This window comes from Labrys sp. LIt4 (assembly GCF_017813775.1).
GTDB classification, from domain to species: Bacteria; Pseudomonadota; Alphaproteobacteria; order Rhizobiales; family Labraceae; genus Labrys; species Labrys okinawensis_A.
Genome location: NZ_JAGIPY010000002.1, coordinates 424554 through 444853, shown reverse-complemented (window position 1 = coordinate 444853; position 20300 = coordinate 424554). Strand labels below are relative to the sequence as shown.

Sequence of the window (20300 nt, the reverse complement as noted above, 5' to 3'; positions counted from 1 at the left end):
AAGGGATCAGGCGTATTTCGCCTGGATTTCAGCAGCGACGTTGGACGGCGCCTGTTCGTAATGATCGAACTGCATCGTGTAGCTGGCGCGGCCCTGGGTGAAGGAGCGCAGCTGGTTGACGTAGCCGAACATATTCATGAGCGGAACCATGGCGTTCACGACATTCGCGTTGCCGCGCATGTCCTGGCCCTGGATCTGTCCACGCCGGGAGTTGAGATCGCCGATGACCGAGCCGGTATATTCTTCCGGAGTCACGACCTCGACCTTCATGATCGGCTCGAGCAGAACCGAACCGCCCTTCTGAAGGGCTTCACGGAAGGCCGCACGCGAGGCGATTTCGAAGGCGAGCGCCGACGAGTCGACTTCGTGGAAGGCACCGTCGATCAGCGTGACCTTGACGTCGACGACCGGGAAGCCGGCAACGATGCCCGCACCCAGAACCGACTGGAGGCCCTTTTCGACGCCGGGGATATATTCCTTCGGCACCGCGCCGCCGATGATCTTCGATTCGAACTCGAAGCCCTTGCCGGCTTCGTTCGGCTCGACGATGAACTTGACGCGGGCGAACTGGCCGGTACCACCGGTCTGCTTCTTGTGGGTGTAGTCGATTTCGGCCTGCTTGGTGATCTTCTCGCGGAAGGCCACCTGCGGCGCGCCGACATTGACCTCGACCTTATGGGTGCGACGCAGGATGTCGACCTTGATGTCGAGATGAAGTTCGCCCATGCCCTTGATGATGGTCTGGCCGGACTCCTGATCGGTCGACACGCGGAAGGACGGATCTTCCGAGGCGAGCTTGATCAGCGCAAGCGCCATCTTTTCCTGGTCGCCCTTGGTCTTGGGCTCGATCGCCATCTCGATGACGGGCTCGGGGAACTCCATGCGCTCCAGGATGACCGGATGCGCGGGATCGCACAGCGTGTCGCCGGTGCGGGTATCCTTGAGGCCGACCAGGGCGACGATGTCACCGGCATAGGCTTCCGAGATTTCCTCGCGATTGTTGGCGTGCATGAGCACCATGCGGCCGACACGCTCGCTCTTCTCGCGGCTGGAGTTGAGCAGGGACATGCCCTTCTCGAGCTTGCCGGAATAGATGCGGCAGAAGGTCAGGACGCCATACTGGTCGTCCATGATCTTGAAGCCGAGCAGCGACAGCGGCTCGGAGTCCGAGGACTTGCGCTCGACTTCCGCCTCGGTCTTGGGATCGATGCCCTTGATGGCAGGCACGTCGACCGGCGACGGCAGATAGTCAACCACCGCGTCAAGAAGCGTCTGCACGCCCTTGTTCTTGAAGGCGGAACCAGCAAGCACCGGGTAGAAGGCGCCGGTGAGGACGGCCTTGCGGATGAGACGCTTCAGCGTCGCTTCGTCCGGCTCCTGGCCGTCGAAGAAGGCGGCGAGGGCGTCGTCATCGAGTTCCACAGCAGCTTCGATCAGCGTGTTGCGGTATTCGTTCGCCTTCTCGACCATGTCTTCCGGGATCGGAAGGTTGGCATCGAACTCGGCGCCCAGCGATTCACCCGACCAGATCACGGCCTTCATGCGAACGAGGTCGATCACGCCCTTGAAGTTCGACTCCGAACCGATCGGCAGCTGAATGGCGATCGGCTTGGCGCCAAGGCGCTTCACGATGTCGTCCAGGCACTTGTAGAAGTCGGCGCCCGTCTTATCCATCTTGTTGGCGAAGACGATGCGCGGGACCTTGTACTTGTCGCCCTGGCGCCAGACGGTCTCGGTCTGGGGTTCGACGCCCTGGTTCGAGTCGAGCACGCACACCGCACCGTCGAGCACACGCAGCGAACGCTCGACTTCGATGGTGAAGTCGACGTGGCCGGGAGTGTCGATGATGTTCAGGCGCTTGCCCTGCCAGAAAGCGGTCGTCGCGGCGGACGTAATGGTGATGCCGCGTTCCTGCTCCTGGGTCATGAAGTCCATCGTGGCGGCGCCGTCATGGACTTCGCCGATCTTGTGGGACTTGCCGGTGTAGTAAAGGATCCGCTCGGTCGTCGTGGTCTTACCGGCGTCGATGTGCGCCATAATACCAAAGTTGCGGTAGTCCTCGATCGCGTGCGTACGGGCCATCGTATGATCCTCGATCCTGCTTCCAGCCTTACCAGCGGTAATGCGAGAAGGCGCGGTTGGCCTCGGCCATCCGGTGCGTGTCTTCGCGTTTCTTCACGGCGTTGCCGCGATTGTTGGAGGCGTCCAGCAGCTCGCCCGACAGCTTCTCTTCCATGGTCTTCTCGTTGCGGTTACGAGCCGCGCTGAGGATCCAACGGATGGCGAGAGCCTGGCGGCGCTCCGGACGAACTTCGACCGGGACCTGATAGGTCGCACCACCGACACGGCGGGAACGAACCTCAATCGCCGGAGCGACATTCGACAAGGCCGCCTGGAACACCGTGATCGGGCTCTGCTTGGCCTTGGCTTCAATGGTGTCGAAAGCGTCGTAGACGATCTTTTCGGCAACCGACTTCTTGCCATCATACATGATGGCATTCATGAACTTGGTCACGACGAGATCACCGAACTTCGGATCCGGAATGATCTCACGCTTTTCTGCACGATGGCGACGGGACATGGTGAAATCTTCCCTTACTTCGGACGCTTCGCGCCGTACTTCGAACGGCGCTGCTTACGGTTCTTGACACCCTGGGTATCGAGGACACCGCGGAGAATGTGATAGCGGACGCCGGGCAAGTCCTTCACGCGGCCGCCGCGGATCATGACCACGGAATGCTCCTGAAGGTTATGGCCTTCGCCGGGAATGTAGCCGATGACCTCGAAGCCATTGGTGAGACGCACCTTGGCAACCTTACGCAAAGCCGAGTTCGGCTTCTTCGGGGTCGTCGTATACACGCGAGTGCACACACCGCGCTTCTGCGGGCATGCTTCCAGGTGGCGCGCCTTCTCGCGATACACTTTCGGTTCGCGCGGCTTGCGGATCAGCTGGCTAATGGTTGGCATCGTTCGCCCTTCAACATCGATTAGTACGCCCTTACGAACGCACTGCTTTGCCCTGCGTGAGCATCCACGCAAAACGAAACCGCGCCAGCTTCCCTTTTTGGGGATGCAAGCGCGACACCCACAGAGGATCGCAACGCGGGGCGCAACGATCATGACCGGAACTGTGTCTGGTAGTCCGGAGGCAGCGTTTAAGAACTCAGTTCCGCGTCTCGTCGACTGCAGGAACAATACGTCTTACGGCCCGCCCTGAAAGTGAGGTGGTCTTTAACTGCCGACTCGCCTCCCGTCAAGCACGAAGCGTGTCAAAATTGCCAATAGATGCGGTTTTCGAGCCGATAGGACCTTCTGCATAGCCCCTTTGCCGTTTTGCATGGCTTCGGGTTCGAGGGAGCCCTCCCCCGCGACTTGAACATGACCCCATCACAGACAAAAGGGCGGCCCTCGCGAGCCGCCCTTCCATTCAACCGCTCGGTTGAATTTTCTTATTCCGCCGCCGGCAGAGCCACGACTTCGGCATCGCCGGCCGGTGTGCCGGCCTCAGCCTGCTTCTGCTGCAGGATGAGGTCGTCGCGGCGCTTGGCGATCTCGCGGACCCGCGCGATCTGGGCGCCGGTGCCGGCCGGGATGAGACGGCCGACGATGACGTTCTCCTTGAGGCCCTCCAGCGTATCCGACTTGCCGTTGACGGCAGCTTCGGTAAGCACGCGGGTGGTCTCCTGGAACGAGGCGGCCGAGATGAACGAACGCGTCTGCAGCGAGGCCTTGGTGATGCCGAGCAGCACCGGGTGGCCGGCCGCAGGCTTGCGCCCTTCTTCGACAGCCTTGAGGTTGGCTGCGTCGAACTCGATGCGATCGACTTGCTCGCTGGGCAGGAACTCGGTCTCACCGGCGTCGGTGATCTCGATCTTTTGCAGCATCTGCCGGACGATCACTTCGATGTGCTTGTCGTTAATCTGCACGCCCTGCAGACGGTAGACTTCCTGGATTTCGTTAACCAGGTAGGCCGCCAGTTCCTCGACGCCCTTGACCGCCAGAATGTCATGCGGAGCCGGGTTGCCGTCGACGATGAAGTCACCCTTCTCGACGACGTCGCCGTCCTGGAGATGGATGTGCTTGCCCTTCGGGATCAGATATTCGACCGGCTCCTGATCAGCCTCATGCGGCTGGATCACGAGACGACGCTTGTTCTTGTAGTCGCGGCCGAACTGGATCGTACCGGTGATCTCGGCGATGATGGCCGCATCCTTCGGACGACGCGCCTCGAACAGCTCCGCCACGCGCGGCAGACCGCCCGTGATGTCGCGGGTCTTGGCGCTTTCCAGCGGCACGCGGGCGATGACGTCGCCTGCGTTCACCTTCGAGCCCGGATCGACCGAGATGACGGATTCCGCCGCCAGGAAGTAGCGGGCGTCACCGCCGCGCGACAGCTTGGCGATCTTGCCGTCGGCACCCTTGATCACCAGGGCCGGACGCAGATCCGCCGACCGGCTCGACGTCCGCCAGTCGGAGACGACGCGCTTGGTGATGCCCGTCGACTCGTCGGCGCTCTCGTTGACCGAGATGCCGTCGACCAGATCCTCGTAGCCGATCACGCCGTCGAGTTCGGTGATCACCGGGCGGGTATAGGGATCCCACTCGGCAATGCGCTGGCCGCGCTTGATCTTGTCGCCGTCGTCCACCTTGATGCGGGCACCATAGGGGACGCGGTTGACCGAGCGCTCCGTGCCGTCATGGTCGAGGACCACGACTGCCAAGTTGCGGGCCATGGCGATCAGCTCGCCTTCCGAATTGCGCACGACGTTGCGGTTACGGATCTTGACCGTACCCTCGAAGGTCGACTCGATGTTCGACTGCTCGTTGATCTGCGCCGCGCCGCCGATGTGGAAGGTACGCATCGTGAGCTGCGTGCCCGGTTCACCGATCGACTGCGCCGCGATGACGCCGACAGCCTCGCCCATGTTGACGCGCGTGCCGCGTGCCAGGTCGCGACCATAGCAGGTGGCGCAGACGCCGTTCTTGGTCTCGCAGGTGAGCACCGAACGGATCTTGATCTCCTGCAGGCCCGAGGCGCTGATCAGGTCGACCGCCTTCTCGTCGATCATCTCTCCCTTCTGCACGATGATGGTGCCGGTGGAGGGATCGGTGATGTTCTCGGCCGCGGTACGGCCGAGGACGCGAACGCCGAGCGACGCCACGACCTGGCCCGCATCGACGATCGCGCGCACGCCGATACCGCCTTCCGAGCCGCAATCGATCTCGGTGATGATCGAGTCCTGGGCCACGTCGACGAGACGACGGGTCAGGTAGCCCGAGTTCGCCGTCTTCAAGGCGGTGTCCGCCAGACCCTTACGGGCACCGTGGGTCGAGTTGAAGTACTCGAGCACGGTCAGGCCTTCCTTGAAGTTCGAGATGATCGGCGTCTCGATGATCTCACCCGACGGCTTGGCCATCAGGCCGCGCATGGCACCGAGCTGACGCATCTGGGCCGGCGAACCACGAGCCGAGGAGTGCGCCATCATATAGATGGAGTTGATCGGCTTGTCGCGGCCGCTCTCATCCTTCTTCACCGCCGAAATGCGATCCATCATCTCCTTGGCGAGACGATCGGCGCACTTGGCCCAGGCGTCGACGACCTTGTTGTACTTTTCGCCCTGCGTGATCAGGCCGTCATTGTACTGCTGCTCGTAGTCCTTCGCGAGAGCATCGGTCTCGGCGACGATCTTCCACTTGTTCTCCGGCACGACGATGTCGTCCTTGCCGAAGGAGATGCCGGCCTTGAAGGCGTTGGAGAAGCCGAGCGTCATGATGCGGTCGCAGAAGATGACCGCTTCCTTCTGACCCACATTACGATAGACGACGTCGATGAGGGCGGAGATCGCCTTCTTCGTCATCAGATTGTTGGCGGCGTCGAAGGGAATCTTCGGATTCTTCGGCAGCAGCTCGGCCAGCTTCACGCGGCCGGGCGTGGTGTCGTAGATCTTGGTGACCTCGTTGCCCTCGGCATCGACGCCCTTCCAGCGCCACTTGATCTTGGAGTGCAGCGTGACGACCTTGTTGTCGAGCGCATGGTCGAGCTCGCCGATATTGCCGAACACCATGCCCTGCCCGGGCTCGCCGTCCGACATCAGCGTCACGTAATAGAGACCGAGCACGACGTCCTGCGACGGCACGATGATCGGCTGACCATTGGCCGGATGCAGGATGTTGTTGGTCGACATCATCAGGACGCGCGCTTCCAGCTGCGCCTCGAGCGACAGCGGGACGTGCACGGCCATCTGGTCACCGTCGAAGTCCGCGTTGAAGGCGGTGCAGACCAGCGGATGCAGCTGGATGGCCTTGCCTTCGATCAGCACCGGCTCGAAGGCCTGGATGCCGAGGCGGTGCAACGTCGGAGCGCGGTTGAGCAGCACCGGATGCTCGCGGATGACCTCGTCGAGGATATCCCAGACTTCCGGCTTTTCCTTCTCGACCAGCTTCTTGGCCTGCTTGACGGTGGCCGACAGGCCCTTGGCGTCGAGGCGCGAATAAATGAAGGGCTTGAACAGCTCCAGCGCCATCTTCTTGGGCAGGCCGCACTGATGCAGCTTCAGCTCGGGACCGACGACGATCACCGAACGGCCGGAATAGTCGACGCGCTTGCCGAGCAGGTTCTGCCGGAAGCGGCCCTGCTTGCCCTTCAGCATGTCGGACAGCGACTTCAGCGGACGCTTGTTGGCGCCCGTGATGACGCGGCCGCGGCGGCCGTTGTCGAACAGCGCATCCACAGCTTCCTGCAGCATGCGCTTTTCGTTGCGGATGATGATGTCAGGCGCACGCAGCTCGATCAGCCGCTTCAGGCGGTTGTTGCGGTTGATGACGCGGCGGTAGAGATCGTTGAGATCCGAGGTCGCGAAGCGGCCGCCGTCGAGCGGCACGAGCGGACGCAGATCCGGCGGGATCACCGGAACGGCGGTCAGGATCATCCATTCGGGCTTGTTGCCGGACTGGATGAAGGCCTCGATGATCTTCAGGCGCTTGGCGAGCTTCTTGGGCTTGAGCTCCGAGGTGGACTCGGCGATCTCGACGCGCAGGTCCGCCGCGATCTTCTCCAGATCCATGGCGCGCAGCATCTCGCGGATGGCCTCGGCGCCAATCATGGCGGTGAACGAGTCCTCGCCATATTCGTCCTGGGCGCGCGCATACTCGTCCTCGGAGAGGAGCTGACGCTCCTTCAGCGGGGTGAGGCCGGGCTCGATCACCACGTAATATTCGAAGTACAGGATGCGCTCGAGATCCTTGAGCGTCATATCCATCAGCAGGCCGATGCGGCTCGGCAGCGACTTCAGGAACCAGATATGGGCGACGGGCGCGGCGAGCTCGATATGGCCCATGCGCTCGCGGCGGACGCGCGAGAGCGTGACTTCCACGCCGCACTTCTCGCAGATGACGCCCTTGTACTTCATGCGCTTGTACTTGCCGCACAAGCATTCGTAGTCCTTGATCGGTCCGAAGATGCGCGCGCAGAACAAGCCGTCACGCTCGGGCTTGAACGTGCGGTAATTGATGGTTTCCGGCTTCTTGATCTCGCCGTAGGACCAGGAAAGAATCTTTTCCGGCGAAGCAATCGAGATCTTGATCTGATCAAAGGTCTGCGGCTGCGCTACGGGATTGAAGAGATTCATGACCTCTTGGTTCATGGCCGTCTCCAGGTTTGCGCTAAGGCGGGGCCAACGCCCCTGCCCGCGCGGATAAAAATGGGGGGCGGGTCTTCAGACCCGCCTCATTCGCGGCACGGTCGCGGCGGGCCCATAGACCCGCCTCCCGGGCAGTGTCACTCGGCAGCCTCGGCCGGCGGCAGCATCTGATCGGCGTTGCGCAGGCCGGTGAGCTCGACGTTGAGCCCCAGCGACCGCATTTCCTTGACCAGAACGTTGAACGATTCCGGAATGCCCGCCTCGAAGGTGTCGTCGCCGCGCACGATGGCCTCGTAGACCTTGGTACGGCCGGCCACGTCGTCCGACTTGACGGTGAGCATCTCCTGCAGCGTGTAGGCGGCGCCATAGGCTTCGAGGGCCCACACCTCCATTTCGCCGAAGCGCTGGCCGCCGAACTGCGCCTTGCCACCCAGCGGCTGCTGCGTGACCAGCGAGTACGGACCGATCGAACGGGCGTGGATCTTGTCGTCGACCAGATGGTGCAGCTTCAGCATATAGATGTAGCCGACTGTCACCTTGCGGTCGAAGGGGTTGCCCGTGCGCCCGTCATAGAGCTGCACCTGGCCCGAAGCGTCATGGCCAGCCATCTTGAGGAAGTCGACGATGTCGCTTTCCTTGGCACCGTCGAAGACCGGGGTCGCGATCGGCACGCCGCGGCGAAGCGTCGAGGACATGTCGACGAGCTCACGCTCATCCATGGACTCGATTTCCTCGTTGTTGCCGTAGATGCGCTCGAGCGTATTCTTGAGCTGGCTGGCTCCCTTGCCCTTCTTGTAGGCATCGATGGCCTGGCCGACGAGCTTGCCGAGCCCGGCAGCCGCCCAACCCAGATGGGTTTCGAGAATCTGACCGACATTCATGCGGCTCGGCACGCCGAGCGGGTTGAGCACGATGTCGACCGGAGTGCCATCCTCGAGGAAGGGCATGTCTTCGATCGGCATGATGCGCGAAACCACGCCCTTGTTGCCGTGACGGCCGGCCATCTTGTCGCCCGGCTGGATCTTGCGCTTCACGGCGACGAAGACCTTGACCATCTTCATCACGCCGGGCGGCAGTTCGTCGCCGCGCTGCAGCTTCTCGACCTTGTCCAGGAAGCGCTGTTCGAGACGCTTCTTGGATTCGTCGTACTGCTTGCGCATGGCCTCGACTTCGCCCATCAGAGCGTCGTCGGCCACGGCGAAGTTCCACCACTGCGAGCGCGGATACTCCTGCATCACGTCGGCAGTGAGCACCGTCTCCTTCTTGAAGCCCTTCGGCCCGCCGATCGCCGCCTTGCCTTCCAGCATCTCGACGAGACGCTGATAGACGTTGCGGTCGAGGATCGCCTGCTCGTCGTCGCGGTCCTTGGCGAGGCGCTCGATCTCCTCGCGCTCGATCGCTTGGGCGCGCTCGTCCTTGTCGACGCCGTGGCGGTTGAACACGCGCACTTCGACGATGGTGCCGGTGACGCCCGGGGGCACGCGCAGCGAAGTGTCGCGCACGTCGGAAGCCTTCTCGCCGAAGATGGCGCGCAGGAGCTTTTCTTCCGGCGTCATCGGGCTCTCGCCCTTCGGCGTGATCTTGCCGACCAGGATGTCGCCCGCCTGCACTTCGGCACCGATATAGACGATACCGGCTTCGTCCAGGTTCTTCAGCGCTTCTTCCGAGACGTTCGGGATGTCGCGCGTGATTTCTTCCGGACCCAGCTTGGTGTCGCGGGCCATCACTTCGAACTCGTCGATGTGGATCGAGGTGAACACGTCCTCCTTGGCGATGTTCTCGCTGAGCAGGATGGAGTCCTCGAAGTTGTAGCCGTTCCAGGGCATGAAGGCGACGAGAACGTTGCGGCCGAGCGCCAACTCACCGAGCTCGGTCGAAGGACCGTCTGCGATGATGTCGCCCTTCCGGACCACGTCGCCCACGCGCACCAGCGGCTTCTGCGTGATGCAGGTCGACTGGTTGGAGCGCTGGAACTTCATCAGGCGGTAGATGTCGACGCCCGACTGGGTCGGATCGAGATCGGCGGTGGCGCGGATAACGATACGCGTCGCGTCGATCTGGTCGACGATGCCGGTGCGGCGGGCGGCGATCGCGGCGCCCGAGTCACGGGCCACCACGCTCTCCATGCCGGTGCCGACGAAGGGCGCATCGGCGCGCACCAGCGGCACGGCCTGACGCTGCATGTTCGCACCCATCAGCGCGCGGTTGGCGTCGTCATTCTCGATGAAGGGAATGAGAGCCGCGGCGACGGAGACGAGCTGCTTGGGCGACACGTCCATGTAGTCGACGCGATCGGGCGTGACCATGACGTTTTCGCCGGCGTGACGGCAGACTACGAAGTCCTCCGTCAGGCGGCCTTCCTGGTCGACCGGAATGTTGGCCTGGGCGACGTAGTATTTGCCCTCTTCCATCGCCGACAGATAGACGACCTCGGGCGTGACCTTGCTATCGCGGACGCGACGGTAGGGCGCCTCGATGAAGCCGTACTTGTTGACGCGCGCGAAGGTCGCCAGCGAGTTGATCAGACCGATGTTCGGGCCTTCCGGCGTCTCGATCGGGCAGATGCGGCCATAATGCGTGGGATGCACGTCGCGCACTTCGAAGCCGGCACGCTCGCGGGTCAGACCACCCGGGCCGAGCGCCGACAGGCGGCGCTTGTGGGTGATTTCCGACAGCGGGTTGGTCTGGTCCATGAACTGCGAGAGCTGCGAGGAACCGAAGAACTCGCGCACGGCGGCAGCCGCCGGCTTGGCGTTGATCAGATCCTGCGGCATCACGGTGTCGACGTCGACCGACGACATGCGCTCCTTGATGGCGCGCTCCATGCGCAGCAGGCCGACGCGATACTGATTTTCCATCAGTTCGCCGACCGAGCGCACGCGGCGGTTGCCGAGATGGTCGATGTCGTCGATCTCGCCCTTGCCGTCACGCAGGTCCACCAGCGTCCTGACCACGGCCAGGATGTCCTCCTTGCGCAGAACGCGCACGGTGTCCTCGGCGTCGAGGTCGAGGCGCATGTTCATCTTGACGCGGCCGACCGAGGAAAGGTCGTAGCGCTCGGCATCGAAGAACAGCGACTGGAACATCGCCTCGGCGGAGTCGATGGTCGGCGGCTCGCCCGGACGCATCACGCGGTAGATGTCGAACAGAGCCTCTTCGCGCGAGTTATTCTTGTCGACCGCCAGCGTGTTGCGGATATAGGCACCCACGGTGACGTGATCGATGTCGAGCACCGGAATCTCATCGAAACCCTCGTCGCCGAGCAGCTTGAGATTCTTCTCGCTGAGTTCCTCGCCGGCTTCCAGGTAGATCTCGCCGGTGTTCAGATTGACGATGTCTTCGGCGACATAACGGCCGATCAGGTCCTCGTCGGTGACACGCAGGGCCTTGAGGCCCTTCTCGGCCAGCGCGCGGGCTGAACGCGCCGTCAGCTTCTTGCCGGACTCGACCACGATCTCGCCGGTATCGGCATCGATGAGGTCGGTGGTCGGTTTGACGCCCTTCAGACGGTTCCAGTCATAGGGAACGCGCCAGCCGTCCTTGTCGCGGACATAGGTGATGGAGTTGTAGAAGGTGCGCAGAATGTCCTCGCCGTCCATGCCGAGGGCAAAGAGCAGCGAAGAAACCGGAATCTTGCGGCGGCGGTCGATGCGCGCATGCACGATGTCCTTGGCGTCGAACTCGATGTCGAGCCAGGAACCGCGATAGGGAATGATGCGGGCCGCAAACAGGAGCTTGCCCGACGAATGGGTCTTGCCCTTGTCGTGATCGAAGAACACGCCCGGCGAACGGTGCATCTGGGAGACGATGACGCGCTCGGTGCCGTTGACGATGAAGGTGCCGTTCGAGGTCATGAGCGGCATGTCGCCCATATAGACATCCTGCTCCTTGATGTCCTTCACGGAGCGGGCGCCGGTTTCCTCGTCGACATCGAACACGATCAGGCGCAGCGTCACCTTGAGCGGAGCGGCAAAGGTCATGCCGCGCTGGCGGCACTCGTCGACGTCATACTTCGGCGCTTCGAATTCGTACCGGACGAATTCGAGCATCGCCTTGTTGGAAAAGTCCGAGATCGGGAAGACCGACTTGAAGACGGTCTGCAATCCCTCATCCGTCCGCCCGCCTTCTGGCTCCAAGACCTGCAGAAACTGGTCATAGGAAGCCTTCTGAACCTCGATCAGGTTCGGCATCGTCGCGACTTCGCGGATCTTTCCGAAAAACCGGCGGACGCGCTTGCGGGCATTGGTCGTCTGAGCCATGTGGTCCTCGTCCTTTCAAGCAAGCCCGGCGCCATCGCACCGCTCCTGCAGGCATTTGATTGCGCGGGGAAGATGTGCCTTCCCCACCCGGCGCCGTGCCGCTTGACGCGGGATCGACGCTGAAACTTCCGGCCGGCGTGCCGGCCTTTTCCGTTCTCGTCACGGCAGACCGGAAAATCCCGGGAGGCCCAAGTCCAAAGACCCAAACCTCGAAGATTCTCTGGTCCGCCGTTCCGACGCCCGAGCCAGGTCCAAATGGAGTCCAGCCCAAAACGCCGAAAAGGCCCCGGGGGAAACCCCGGAGCCAGAACGCCTGAAGCAAGCTCTCTTACTTGAGCTCGACCTTGGCGCCGACCTTCTCGAGGGCGGCCTTGATCTTGTCGGCTTCTTCCTTGGCAACGGCTTCCTTGACGGGCTTCGGAGCAGCTTCGACCAGGTCCTTGGCTTCCTTGAGGCCGAGGCCGGTGATCGCGCGGACTTCCTTGATGACCTCGATCTTCTTGTCGCCGGCAGCGGCCAGAACGACGGTGAACTCGGTCTGGGCTTCAGCAGCCGGAGCAGCAGCGCCGCCACCAGCCGGAGCAGCAGCAACGGCGACGGCCGCAGCAGCCGAAACGCCCCACTTCTCTTCCAGGGCCTTGGCGAGGTCGGCAGCCTCAAGCACGGTCAGGCTCGAGAGGTCTTCAACAAGCTTTTCAATCTTGGACATTGTCCATAATCCTTGGTTTTGGTTCGTACCGGTTTAATCGGGTTGCGAACGGCCTTACGCCGCTTCGTCTTGCTTGGCATAGGCTCCGAACACGCGGGCCAGCTTGGCAGCCGGGGCGTTGACGACCTGAGCGATCTTGGTAGCCGGGGCCTGGATGAGGCCGACGAGCTTGGCGCGCAGTTCGTCCAGAGACGGCAAGGTCGCGAGCGCCTTGACACCGTTCTGGTCCAGAGAGGTCTTGCCCATCGCGCCGCCCAGGATCACGAACTTGTCGTGGGCCTTGGCGAAGTCGACGGCGACCTTGGGTGCAGCCACCGGATCGCTCGAATAAGCGATCAGGGTCGGGCCCTTCATGAGGGGCGCGATAGAGGCCACATCCGTGCCATCAAGAGCGATCTTGGCGAGGCGGTTCTTCGCGACCTTCACAGTCGCGCCAGCCTGCTTCATCTGCTTGCGCAGGTTCTGCATCTGGGCGACGGTCAGGCCGGAATAGTGAGCTACGACGACAACCCCAGTGGTCGTGAAGACCTCCTGGAGAAAGCCGATGAACTCCTGCTTTTCCGCTCTTTCCACGTTGCTCTCTCCGGTTGCAGCTTTCCAGAATTCATAGGAAAGCCGACCGTTGCACTTGCCGCCTTCCGGGTGCCGGCGAGCCGGTACCTTGGCGAAGGCGACGCTCGATTGCCTGTCCCTCATCATCACATATGCGTCAAAATGACACAGGCCGTGAGGGCGAGTGAGTCGGATCGAACCAATTCACGAGGCAGCCGCGAGGCGGACACCGAAAACCGGTCTTCCCCGTCTATGCAGGCCAAAAGGAGCGCTTTTGAGGGCCTCTCCCGGCAATTAAGCAGGTTTCCCTGCGCCCGCAGTCTCGGACAGGACATAGCCGAAGAGGTTCGAAAACCTTTACGGCCAGTCTGCCGTCCAAATTGCTTCGGACAGCAAAAATCCCGGGCTGTTTACACATCCCAGGGTCATGAACCTTTGATCAGTTCAGTGAGAAGCGCGATATAGTCCCTCCCGGGCGAATTGCCAAGGGGGAATTTGATCACTGTCCCAATTTTTCAAGGCGCAACGAAGCGTATTGACAGGCCAATATCGCGGCCCCTTCCTGCCCCAGGATAACAGGGCGGTTGGGAGGTACAAGTTGGAAATCCCGCAAGCGACGATCAATTGCCTCTTTACGGAAAGCCCACGGAACGGCGCTGCGCTCGGTTTGCTGGCGCTGATGACGGGTATCAGCGAGCAATGCTACTATGCCGGTTGGATGTCGGATCTGGAATATGATCTTTGGCAAGTCGCGCCGGACACCTCATACGGGCACGGCACGATAACCGAGAGACAGGCGCAGCTGCTGCGTCTCCTGGCCGAAGAGGCGGATGGTTGGTGGACTTATTCGGATGGGGACGATCCGGCCTTCTTGGATCTCGCCTCATGGCGCGAGAAGGCTGCGTCCAGACCAGCGCGATAATAAAAAACCCGCCGAAGCAGCTTCGGCGGGGTTCTTGACTTCAACCTGTCAGGTCGATCAGGCGCTGAGCACGCTGGCCGGATCGATCTTCACGCCCGGGCCCATGGTCGAGGACAGGGCGACGCGCTGGACATAGGTACCCTTGGCGCCGGTCGGCTTGGCCTTGACCACGGCATCGGCGAAAGCCTTGATGTTCTCGGCGAGCTTTTCGGCCGAGAACGAAGCCTTGCCGACGGCGCCGTGCACGATGCCGGCCTTCTCGACGCGGAACTCGACGGCGCCGCCCTTCGAAGCCTGCACGGCACCGGTGACGTCCATGGTCACCGTACCGACCTTCGGGTTCGGCATCATGCCGCGCGGGCCGAGCACCTTACCCAGACGGCCGACCAGCGGCATCATGTCGGGGGTGGCGATGCAGCGATCGAACTCGATCTTGCCGCCGTTGACGATCTCGACGAGATCCTCGGCGCCAACCACGTCAGCGCCGGCAGCGCGGGCTTCGTCAGCCTTGGCGCCGCGGGCGAACACGGCCACGCGCAGGGTGCGGCCCGAGCCGTTGGGCAGGTTGCACACGCCGCGGACCATCTGGTCGGCATGGCGGGGGTCGACGCCCAGGTTCATGGCGATCTCGACGGTCTCGTCGAACTTGGCCTTGGCGCGGTCCTTGATCAGGGCCACGGCCTCGTCGAGACCATAAAGCTTGATGCGGTCAATGCCTTCCTTGGCCGCGCGGATACGCTTTCCTTGATGTGCCATCATATCACCCGACGATCTCGAGGCCCATCGACTGGGCGGAACCCTTCACCATGGCCATGGCGGCCTCAACCGTATCGCAGTTGAGATCGGGCAGCTTTTTCTCGGCGATCTCACGGATCTGGGCGATCGTGATCTTGCCAGCCTTGGCGCCCTTGCCGGGGGTCTGCGAACCCGACTTGATACCGGCAGCTTCCTTGACCCAGTAGGACACCGGGGGAAGCTTCAGTTCGAAGGTGAAGGAACGATCCTGATAGGCCGTGATGATGACCGGGATCGGCATACCCTTGGTCATCTGCGCGGTCTTGGCATTGAAGGCCTTGCAGAATTCCATGATGTTGAGACCGCGCTGACCGAGCGCAGGACCGATGGGCGGCGACGGGTTCGCGGCGCCGGCCGGAACCTGAAGCTTGACGTAGCCCGTAATTTTCTTCGCCATTTGTTGCTCCTATGCGGGTTGCCCCGCGGTTAGTGGCCACCAAGACGATGACCGGAAGCCATCGAACCGATGGCCGGAGTTTCGCGGTTCGGTTCCGCAAGGCGGCGATGGCCCTGCTTCCCCTCCCGCGTACGGGATCAGACCTTTTCGACCTGCCCGTATTCGAGTTCGACCGGGGTTGCCCGGCCAAAAATGGAAACCGCCACCTTGAGGCGGGCGCGGCTTTCGTCGACTTCTTCGACGATGCCGTTGAAGGAGGCGAAGGGGCCATCGGCCACCTTGACCTGCTCGCCGACCTCGAAGCTGACGGAAGGCTTGGGACGCTCGACGCCATCGGCGACCTGCCCCTTGATACGCTCGGCCTCGCGGTCGGGAATCGGCACGGGCTTGGCCTTGTCGGCGCCCAGGAAGCCGGTGACCTTCGGCGTGTTCTTGATGAGGTGATGCACCTCATCCGTCAGATCGCACTTCACCAGCACATAGCCGGGGAAGAACTTGCGTTCGGTGTCGACCTTGCGGCCGCGGCGAACCTCGACGACCTTCTCGGTCGGCACCAGGATCTCTTCGAACAGATCGGAAAGCCCACGCTGGGCGACCTGCTCGCGAATCGACTGCGCGACCTTGTTCTCGAAGTTGGAATAGGCGTGAACGATGTACCAGCGCTTGGCCATTATGGATTTCCCTAGCGGCCCAGACTTACGATGAGAGCGACTCCGTGCAGCAGGAACCAATCCGCGACTGCGAAGAAGATCGCCATGAGAACAGTGAAGATGACGACCATGAGGGCCGTGATCATGGTCTCCCGGCGGGTAGGCCAGGTAACCTTGTTCGTTTCATTGCGAACCTGCCGCAAGAACTCCATCGGAGTCGTCTTTGCCATCGTCCTACCGCCTTGACCGAAACAGGATTGTTCCGGCACTCATTTCGAAATCCTGCCTCGCAAATGCAAGACAGAGCCTGAGCGGAGCATGGATGATGCGGAAATGATCCGACCAGCCAGGCCCTGCGACGACTGTGAACCTCGCAGGGTTTGCCATCCGCCCAGCGGGCGTGCAAATCCTGTCCGGCCGTTTTTGCCAACACAAAACCGAGGGTGCGGCCAAGCCCCATCCCCCGGCTTTCATGACAGAGCGAAAAAAGCTGAACGCCTCATCCGCGTAAATTGGCAGGGGCAGCAGGGATCGAACCCGCGACCTACGGTTTTGGAGACCGTCGCTCTACCAGCTGAGCTATACCCCTACGCGTTGCTCGCGCGGCGCCTACATAGCCGCGCAAATGATTTGGCGCAATCCCACAGATGGGGATGACTGTGAAAAATTGCATGCCTCCAGCGGGTGAAGGGTCATCCCGCGCGCCGTGCGGCATGCAATGCTGCGCCGCAGACGCGGGACCGCGCTGAAGGCCAGCCTCGTTCCGCTCGCGGGCCCGGATCCGCGCCGCACCACCGGATAGTGCAGCGCATCCGGAATGACATCGCTTTCCGCTCAGACCGGCTCGACGGCCACCGCGGTGCCATAGGCCAGCACCTCGGTGATTCCATCCATGATCTCATTGGCATCGTAGCGCATGGCGATGATGGCGTTGGCGCCCAGCTCCTCGGCGTGGCGCACCAGAAGCTCATAGGCTTCCTGCCGGGCGGTTTCCGCCAGATTGGTATAGACGGACAGCTTGCCGCCGAACACCGACTGGATGGCGCCGCCAATATTGCCGATCACACTGCGCGAACGCACGGTGATGCCCCGCACCACGCCGAAATGCTTCACGACGCGGTAGCCTGGGAGATCATTGGTGGTGACGACGATCATGACCTTTTCCTCGAATGCGGGTGGAGCCACCAATACAAACAAAAACGGCGCAGCCAAGGCTGCGCCGCTTCAACCTCGAGCTTTCGCCCGGGCTTATTCGATGATGGCGGCGACGACGCCGGCGCCGACGGTACGACCGCCTTCACGGATGGCGAAGCGCAGCTTCTCTTCCATGGCGATCGGCACGATCAGGTTCACCGTCATGGCGATGTTGTCGCCCGGCATCACCATCTCCGTGCCTTCCGGCAGCGTCACCACGCCCGTCACGTCCGTCGTGCGGAAGTAGAACTGCGGACGGTAGTTGCCGAAGAACGGCGTATGACGGCCACCCTCTTCCTTGGTCAGGATGTAGGCTTCGGCCTTGAACTTGGTGTGCGGCTTCACCGAACCCGGCTTGCACAGCACCTGGCCGCGCTCCACGTCCTCGCGCTTGGTGCCGCGCAGCAGCGCGCCGATGTTGTCGCCGGCCTGGCCCTGGTCCAGAAGCTTGCGGAACATCTCAACGCCCGTCACGGTCGTCTTCTGCGTGGCGCGGATGCCCACGATCTCGACTTCCTCGCCAACCTTGACGATGCCGCGCTCGACACGGCCGGTCACCACCGTGCCGCGGCCCGAGATCGAGAACACGTCTTCAACCGGCATCAGGAACGGCTGGTCGATCGGACGCTCAGGCTGCGGGATGTACTCGTCAACCGTCTGCATCAGCTTCAGGATCGCGTCATGGCCGATCTCCGGAGACTTGTTCTCCAGCGCCATCAGCGCAGAACCCTTGGTGATCGGAATGTCGTCGCCAGGGAACTCGTACTTCGACAGAAGCTCGCGAACCTCCAGCTCGACCAGCTCCAGAAGCTCCGGATCGTCGACCATGTCGACCTTGTTCAGGAACACCACCAGCGCCGGAACGCCGACCTGGCGCGCCAGAAGGATGTGCTCGCGCGTCTGCGGCATCGGGCCGTCAGCCGCCGAAACAACCAGGATCGCGCCGTCCATCTGCGCCGCGCCCGTGATCATGTTCTTCACATAGTCGGCGTGGCCGGGGCAGTCCACATGCGCATAGTGACGGTTCTTCGTCTCGTACTCCACATGCGCCGTCGAGATCGTGATGCCACGAGCCTTCTCTTCCGGAGCCTTGTCGATCTGGTCATACGCCGTGAACGTCGCACCGCCCGTCTCGGCTAGAACCTTCGTGATCGCTGCCGTCAGCGACGTCTTGCCATGGTCAACGTGACCAATCGTGCCGATGTTGCAGTGCGGCTTCGTGCGTTCAAATTTCTCTTTGGCCATAGCCCCGTTTCCAGCATTGGAGGATTGGGTATTTCGCCGGTGCGAAATATCGGGCGGCTCGATAGGGGTTTTTGCGCCGACGCGCAAGAAGAGAATGGAGCGCGAGGTTTGGGTGGCCCGAAATCCGACCGGAAGGGAATGGAGCGGGTGAAGGGAATCGAACCCTCGTATTCAGCTTGGAAGGCTGCTGCTCTACCATTGAGCTACACCCGCAAACCAAACACAGGGTTCTTTGGACGTTTGGTGGAGGGGGTTGGATTCGAACCAACGTAGGCTGAGCCAACGGATTTACAGTCCGTCCCCTTTAACCACTCGGGCACCCCTCCAAAACGTCCTTCCGCAACGCTGTGAAGCCGCTGCGAAATCGAAGCGGCCAAGTGGCGCGACCGCTTCGTTCAGAGGGCGCCGTTATGGTGAGGGGATCGGTGCCTGTCAACCCAAAAGGCGAAGATTGACGACGAGTTTTTGCACTTAATCACCGACGGGGCTTTTTTTGGCACGCCGGGCATGCCATGGCAGTCTCCGGAACGGAGAAAAACATGAAGGACAGGGACCGCAGGGGCCATCGCGGCCACCATCGGGGCTATGCCGGCGAAGCAACGCCCGACACCGTGGTGATCTATGGCTGGCACCCGGTGCGCGAAGCGCTGCAGAACCCCAAGCGCAAGCTCAAGCGGCTGCTCGCCACCGAAAATGCCCTGAAAAGGCTCGCCGACGAGAAGGTCGAGACGCGAATCAAGGCCGAAACCGTCCGACCTGGCGACATCGACCGCCTGCTCACACCCGATTCGATTCACCAGGGGCTCTACCTGGAAGCGGCCCCCCTGCCCGCCCCCGCCTTCGGGGAACTCGGCGCCCAGGATATCGTGCTGGTGCTCGACCAGATCACCGATCCCCACAATGTCGGCGCCATCATCCGCTCGGCCGCCGCCTTCAGGGTGGCCGCCATCATCACCACCGAGCGCCATTCCCCCGCCGCCACCGGCGTGCTTGCCAAATCGGCCTCGGGCGGTCTCGAACATGTGCCGGTCGTCTCCGTGCGCAATCTCGGCGATACGCTGGATGAAATGGGGGAAAGCGGCGTGACGCGAATCGGCCTCGATTCGGAAGGACCGGCGACATTGGAGGGTACGGCGTTCGGCGGACCGCTGGCGCTCGTACTCGGCGCCGAGGGCAAGGGCCTGCGTCAGCGCACACGCTCGCTCTGCGATGCCCTGGCCCGCCTCGACATGCCCGGCGCGATCAAGAGCCTGAACGTCTCGAACGCTGCGGCGCTCGCACTCTATGTGGCGAGGGCCAAAATACCGGCCTGATACCTCTCTGCGGTTTGCCTCGGGGCACCGCGAACCGCAAGCATCGAGGCGTTTCTATTTCGCGGGCTCGAAATCCATGCTTTCGAGATTGGGCCGCGGTACCGGCAGCGCTCTCGCCTCCTGGACCGGCTCCGGGCGCGGTTTCGGGGCAGCGGCGGGTGGCAGGGTCTTCGCCGGATCGATCTTCTTCGGCGCAGACAAGGCCGCGTTGCGCGGCTTCGGCAGAGCTGGGCGCGGCAGGGTCTGCGGTGTTCCGACGACGTTGCGCGGCGGGCGAAGCGAACGCATCCCCGGTCCGCGCTCCTCCGGCAGGACGTCGTAGGGCCCTTCGATATCGGGCTCATAAACCGGCCCCCTCACCCAAGGGCGCGGATAGGCGGGGCGCGGATAAAAGCTGCGGGTCTCGTAGCCGCCCTCGTCCTCGCGATAAACAGTCCCCGGATGGTAAGGGCCCATGGGCGCCTCGAACTCGCTGCCCCAGCCCCCATCACCATAAAAGGGAGCGTCGCGCCAGCCCGCCTGGGCCTGCGTCAGGGGGATGGCGGCAAGAGAGAGCGCAATTGCCAGCAGGGAAACGGGACGGATGGTCACGGCATCATCCTCGAAAACTTCATCCGCCGCTCG

At 62.5% G+C, this 20300-nt stretch carries 16 protein-coding genes and 3 tRNA genes; 2 read left to right on the top strand and 17 right to left on the bottom strand.

Features of this window, described 5'->3' with window-relative positions:
- Positions 1-6: 6 nt before the first annotated feature.
- The 7 genes from fusA to rplJ form a co-directional block, all read right to left on the bottom strand.
- Entirely contained in the window at positions 7-2082 is a 2076-nt protein-coding gene (gene fusA / locus J8I29_RS04935; RefSeq protein WP_105865689.1) for an elongation factor G, read from the bottom strand.
- Positions 2083-2110: 28 nt separating this feature from the next.
- Positions 2111-2581: a 30S ribosomal protein S7 gene (rpsG, locus tag J8I29_RS04930; protein ID WP_105865688.1), complete on the bottom strand. Its 471-nt coding sequence runs from the start codon at positions 2579-2581 to the stop codon at positions 2111-2113.
- Positions 2582-2595: 14 nt separating this feature from the next.
- Positions 2596-2967: a 30S ribosomal protein S12 gene (gene rpsL, locus J8I29_RS04925; protein WP_068299562.1), complete on the bottom strand. Its 372-nt coding sequence runs from the start codon at positions 2965-2967 to the stop codon at positions 2596-2598.
- A gap of 482 nt (positions 2968-3449) precedes the next feature.
- Entirely contained in the window at positions 3450-7643 is a 4194-nt protein-coding gene (gene rpoC / locus J8I29_RS04920; RefSeq protein WP_209430829.1) for a DNA-directed RNA polymerase subunit beta', read from the bottom strand.
- Between the two features lie 134 nt (positions 7644-7777).
- Positions 7778-11899, bottom strand: a complete 4122-nt coding sequence (gene rpoB, locus J8I29_RS04915) for a DNA-directed RNA polymerase subunit beta (protein ID WP_105865686.1) — start codon at positions 11897-11899, stop codon at positions 7778-7780.
- A 328-nt stretch (positions 11900-12227) separates the two neighbouring features.
- Entirely contained in the window at positions 12228-12608 is a 381-nt protein-coding gene (gene rplL / locus J8I29_RS04910) for a 50S ribosomal protein L7/L12 (RefSeq protein ID WP_105865685.1), read from the bottom strand.
- Positions 12609-12662: 54 nt separating this feature from the next.
- Positions 12663-13181: a 50S ribosomal protein L10 gene (gene rplJ / locus J8I29_RS04905; protein ID WP_105865691.1), complete on the bottom strand. Its 519-nt coding sequence runs from the start codon at positions 13179-13181 to the stop codon at positions 12663-12665.
- A gap of 577 nt (positions 13182-13758) precedes the next feature.
- On the opposite strand from rplJ, the gene J8I29_RS04900 reads away from it, so the two are divergent.
- The gene (locus tag J8I29_RS04900; RefSeq protein ID WP_209430828.1) at positions 13759-14082 is read left to right on the top strand and encodes a hypothetical protein; all 324 of its coding nucleotides are present in this window, start codon (positions 13759-13761) and stop codon (positions 14080-14082) included.
- A gap of 57 nt (positions 14083-14139) precedes the next feature.
- On the opposite strand, the gene rplA is transcribed toward J8I29_RS04900, so the two are convergent.
- The 9 genes from rplA to J8I29_RS04855 all read right to left on the bottom strand — a co-directional run bounded on the left by rplA (position 14140) and on the right by J8I29_RS04855 (position 18689).
- A complete protein-coding gene (rplA, locus tag J8I29_RS04895; RefSeq protein ID WP_105865690.1) occupies positions 14140-14838 on the bottom strand; it encodes a 50S ribosomal protein L1 in 699 nt (232 codons plus the stop codon).
- 4 nt (positions 14839-14842) lie between these two features.
- A complete protein-coding gene (rplK, locus tag J8I29_RS04890) occupies positions 14843-15274 on the bottom strand; it encodes a 50S ribosomal protein L11 (protein WP_105865683.1) in 432 nt (143 codons plus the stop codon).
- A 137-nt stretch (positions 15275-15411) separates the two neighbouring features.
- Positions 15412-15945: a transcription termination/antitermination protein NusG gene (nusG, locus tag J8I29_RS04885; RefSeq protein ID WP_068297490.1), complete on the bottom strand. Its 534-nt coding sequence runs from the start codon at positions 15943-15945 to the stop codon at positions 15412-15414.
- A gap of 11 nt (positions 15946-15956) precedes the next feature.
- Positions 15957-16154 (bottom strand): preprotein translocase subunit SecE, encoded by a 198-nt coding sequence (gene secE, locus J8I29_RS04880; RefSeq protein ID WP_105865682.1) that lies wholly within the window; start codon positions 16152-16154, stop codon positions 15957-15959.
- Between the two features lie 283 nt (positions 16155-16437).
- A tRNA-Trp gene (locus J8I29_RS04875) sits at positions 16438-16513 on the bottom strand.
- Between the two features lie 245 nt (positions 16514-16758).
- Entirely contained in the window at positions 16759-17079 is a 321-nt protein-coding gene (locus J8I29_RS04870; protein ID WP_105865681.1) for a YbjQ family protein, read from the bottom strand.
- Positions 17080-17172: 93 nt separating this feature from the next.
- Positions 17173-18363 carry an elongation factor Tu gene (gene tuf, locus J8I29_RS04865; protein ID WP_209430827.1) on the bottom strand — a complete coding sequence of 397 codons (1191 nt, stop codon included), beginning with the start codon at positions 18361-18363 and terminating at the stop codon, positions 17173-17175.
- A 139-nt stretch (positions 18364-18502) separates the two neighbouring features.
- Positions 18503-18576, bottom strand: a tRNA-Gly gene (locus J8I29_RS04860).
- A gap of 28 nt (positions 18577-18604) precedes the next feature.
- Positions 18605-18689: transfer RNA gene (locus tag J8I29_RS04855), tRNA-Tyr, on the bottom strand.
- A gap of 213 nt (positions 18690-18902) precedes the next feature.
- Here J8I29_RS04855 and J8I29_RS04850 point away from each other — a divergent pair.
- A complete protein-coding gene (locus J8I29_RS04850; RefSeq protein ID WP_209430826.1) occupies positions 18903-19676 on the top strand; it encodes an RNA methyltransferase in 774 nt (257 codons plus the stop codon).
- Between the two features lie 54 nt (positions 19677-19730).
- Here the strand turns inward: J8I29_RS04850 and J8I29_RS04845 are convergent, their stop codons facing one another.
- Positions 19731-20267 (bottom strand): hypothetical protein, encoded by a 537-nt coding sequence (locus tag J8I29_RS04845; RefSeq protein WP_209430825.1) that lies wholly within the window; start codon positions 20265-20267, stop codon positions 19731-19733.
- Between the last annotated feature and the right edge of the window lie 33 nt (positions 20268-20300).